General features: G+C 63.5%; 4 protein-coding genes. All 4 read left to right on the plus strand.

Annotation, left to right across the window (positions count from 1 at the left end):
- Positions 1 to 33: 33 nt before the first annotated feature.
- Positions 34 to 594 carry a ubiquinol-cytochrome c reductase iron-sulfur subunit gene (gene petA / locus EOA27_RS27835; protein ID WP_042647595.1) on the plus strand — a complete coding sequence of 187 codons (561 nt, stop codon included), beginning with the start codon at positions 34 to 36 and terminating at the stop codon, positions 592 to 594.
- 16 nt (positions 595 to 610) lie between these two features.
- Positions 611 to 1912 (plus strand): cytochrome b N-terminal domain-containing protein, encoded by a 1302-nt coding sequence (locus EOA27_RS27840; protein WP_126081649.1) that lies wholly within the window; start codon positions 611 to 613, stop codon positions 1910 to 1912.
- 21 nt (positions 1913 to 1933) lie between these two features.
- Positions 1934 to 2806, plus strand: coding sequence for a cytochrome c1 (locus EOA27_RS27845; protein ID WP_126081650.1), 873 nt, complete (start codon positions 1934 to 1936; stop codon positions 2804 to 2806).
- 97 nt (positions 2807 to 2903) lie between these two features.
- Positions 2904 to 3449, plus strand: a complete 546-nt coding sequence (locus EOA27_RS27850; protein WP_126059756.1) for an adenine phosphoribosyltransferase — start codon at positions 2904 to 2906, stop codon at positions 3447 to 3449.
- Positions 3450 to 3535: the final 86 nt, after the last annotated feature.

Consider the following 3535-nt stretch of genomic DNA (forward strand, 5'->3'; position numbering starts at 1 on the left):
CCGGTTAGGAAGAGGCGAAAGGATCAGGCACCCGTGAGCGCAACCGACATCCACGATCCCAACCGTCGCGATTTTCTCTACGTAGCCACCGGCATGGCCGCCGTTGTCGGCGCGGGAGCCGTCGCGTGGCCGTTCATCGACCAGATGCGCCCCGACGCCTCGACGCTGGCGCTGGCCTCGGTCGAGGTCGACGTCTCCTCGCTGCAGCCTGGCAGCTCGCTGATCGTCAAGTGGCGCGGCAAGCCGGTGGTGGTGCGCAACCGCACCGAAAAGGAAATGAAGGACGGCGAGGCCGTCAATCTTGCCGATCTCAAGGATCCGATCGCGCGCAATGCCAACCTGCCTTCCGACGCGCCGGCGACCGACGCCAACCGCACGACGCCCGGCAAGGAAGCCTGGATGGTGATGGTGCAGGTCTGCACCCATCTCGGCTGCATCCCGCTCGGCCAGGAAGGCGATTTCGGCGGCTGGTTCTGCCCGTGCCATGGTTCGCAATACGACACCGCCGGCCGCATCCGCAAAGGCCCGGCGCCGGAGAACATGGCGATCCCGGTATTCAAGTTCATTTCCGATACCAAGATCCTTATCGGTTGAGGCAGGGGACATTTCGATGAGCGAGGGACACTCGACCTATACGCCCAAGACCGGTGTCGAGCGCTGGTTCGATGCGCGCATGCCGCTGCCGCGGCTGATTTATGACAGCTTCGTCGCCTATCCGGTGCCGCGCAACCTCAACTACATGTGGACGTTCGGCGGCATCCTGTCGATCATGCTGGTCTCGCAGATCCTGACCGGCATCGTGCTGGCGATGCACTACACGTCCGACACCAATCTCGCCTTCGATTCGGTCGAGAAGATCATGCGCGACGTGAATTCGGGGTGGCTCCTGCGCTATCTCCATTCCAATGGCGCCTCGTTCTTCTTCGTCGCCGTCTACATCCACATCTTCCGCGGCCTGTTCTACGGCTCCTACAAGGCGCCGCGCGAGCTGCTGTGGATTCTCGGCTGCATCATCTACCTTCTGATGATGGCCACCGGCTTCATGGGCTATGTGCTGCCCTGGGGGCAGATGAGCTTCTGGGGCGCCACCGTCATCACCGGCTTCTTCAGCGCCATTCCGCTGGTCGGCAACTGGATCCAGCAGTTGCTGCTCGGCGGCTTCGCGGTCGACGATCCGACGCTGAACCGCTTCTTCGCGCTGCATTACCTGTTGCCGTTCATGATCGCCGGCGTCGTCGTGCTGCATATCTGGGCGCTGCATGTCGTTGGCCAGTCGAACCCGACCGGCATCGAAGTCAAGTCGAAGACCGACACCGTCGCCTTCACGCCCTACGCGACCATCAAGGACGCGTTCGGCATGATCGTGTTCCTGTTCTTCTTCGCCTATTTCGTCTTCTACCTGCCGAATTTTCTCGGCCACCCGGACAACTACACGGTCGCCAACCCGCTGAAGACGCCGGCCCATATCGTTCCGGAATGGTACTTCCTGCCGTTCTACGCGATCCTGCGCGCCATCACCTTCAACATCGGCCCGATCAACTCCAAGCTCGGCGGCGTGCTGTGCATGTTCGGCGCCATCGCCATGCTGTTCCTGGTTCCATGGCTCGACACCTCCAAGGTGCGCTCGGCGGTCTACCGTCCGTGGTACAAGCTGTTCTTCTGGCTGTTCGTCGCCGACGCCATCCTGCTTGGATGGCTGGGCTCGCAGCCGGCGGAAGGCGCTTACGTGTTCATGGCGCAGATGGCGACGCTGTTCTATTTCGCCTTCTTCCTGATCGTCATGCCGGTGCTTGGCCTGATCGAGACGCCGCGCAGGCTGCCGAACTCGATCACCGAAGCGGTGCTGGAAAAGAACAAGGGCGGCAGCGGACATCCGGCAGGCGCGACCGCCGCGCCGGAAACCAAAGGCTGAGGATCTGAGGGGATTTTGGGTATGAAGAAGATTCTCACCTCGCTGGCGCTGCTCGGCCTGGTGGTCGCGGGCACCTGGATGTCAAGTGCTGGGGCCATCGCCGCGGAAGAGGAACACAACGCGGCCGCTCCGACGCATTTCCCGATCAACGAGCCGAAGGAAATGAGCTGGAGCTTCGCCGGCCCGTTCGGCACCTACGACAAGGCGCAGCTGCAGCGCGGCCTCAAGGTCTACAAGGAAGTCTGCTCGGCCTGCCATTCGATGAACCTGGTGGCCTTCCGCACGCTGGAGGGGCTCGGCTATTCGGAAGCGCAGATCAAGACGCTGGCCGCCGGATACACCATCCATGACGGCCCGAACGATGCCGGCGACATGTTCGACCGTCCCGGCAAGCCGTCGGACCACTTCCCGGCGCCGTTCCCGAACGAGCAGGCTGCGGCTTCCGCCAATGGCGGCGCCGCCCCGCCGGACATGTCGCTGCTCGCCAAGGCGCGCGGCGTCGAGCGCGGCTTCCCGCGCTTCATCTTCGACATCTTCACCCAGTATGCGCAGGGCGGCCCGGATTACATCCACTCGCTGCTCACAGGCTACGACCAGACGCCGCCGGCCGGCATGGTGATCCCGGAAGGCACGCATTACAACCCGTACTTCCTGTCCGGCGTGTCCCTGAAGATGCCGAAGCCGCTCTCGGACGGCCAGGTGACCTATGACGACGGCTCGCCGCAGACTGTCGACCAGTATGCCCGTGACGTCTCGGCGTTCCTGATGTTTGCCGCCGAGCCGCATCTCGAGGACCGCAAGAAGACCGGCTTCCGCGTCATGGTCTTCCTGCTGCTCTTCGGCGCGCTGGTCTACATGACCAAGCGCAGGGTGTGGGCAGACGTCGCGCACTGAGCCGGCCGGCTTCCAGAAAAATGCTCGGGCGCCGAAAGGCGCCCTTTTCTTTTCGGCCGCTTGCCGGCAAAACTGTGCGGCAACGGATCAACCGCTTATGAAATCCTCCCTCGAAGACACGCTGCTTGCGGCCATCCGCACCATTCCGGATTACCCCAAGCCTGGCATCTTGTTTCGCGACATCACCACGCTGCTTGGCGATGCCCGCGCCTTCCGCCGCGCCATCGACGAACTGGTGCATCCCTATGCCGGGCTGAAGATCGACAAGATCGCCGGCATCGAGGCGCGCGGCTTTATCCTGGGCGGCGCCGTGGCGCACCAGCTTTCCGCCGGCTTCGTGCCGATCCGCAAGAAGGGCAAGCTGCCTTACGAGACGGTGCGCGTCGCCTACAGCCTCGAATACGGCCTGGACGAGATGGAGATGCATAAGGACGGCGTGTCGCCCGGCGAGAAGGTGATCGTGGTCGACGACCTGATCGCCACCGGGGGCACCGCGGAAGCAGCGGTCAGGCTGCTCAGGCAGATCGGCGCCGACATCGTCGCGGCCTGTTTCGTCATCGACCTGCCGGACCTTGGCGGTCGCAAGAAGCTGGAAGCGCTCGGCGTGCCGGTGAGGACGCTGATCGGGTTCGAGGGGCATTGAGGCGCCTCTTCCTTTTCCCCTTGTGGGAGAAGGTGTCGCCGAAGGCGACGGATGAGGGGTGCTCCAGGGAAAGCCAACGTCTCACT

Source organism: Mesorhizobium sp. M2A.F.Ca.ET.037.01.1.1, assembly GCF_003998075.1.
Classification (GTDB): domain Bacteria; phylum Pseudomonadota; class Alphaproteobacteria; order Rhizobiales; family Rhizobiaceae; genus Mesorhizobium.

Bases quoted from the DNA above. Each gene is read 5' to 3' on its own strand.
- EOA27_RS27840 (WP_126081649.1), top strand. From the start codon at position 611: ATGAGCGAGGGACACTCGACCTATACGCCCAAGACCGGTGTCGAGCGC.
- EOA27_RS27845 (WP_126081650.1), top strand. From the start codon at position 1,934: ATGAAGAAGATTCTCACCTCGCTGGCGCTGCTCGGCCTGGTGGTCGCG.
- EOA27_RS27850 (WP_126059756.1), top strand. From the start codon at position 2,904: ATGAAATCCTCCCTCGAAGACACGCTGCTTGCGGCCATCCGCACCATT.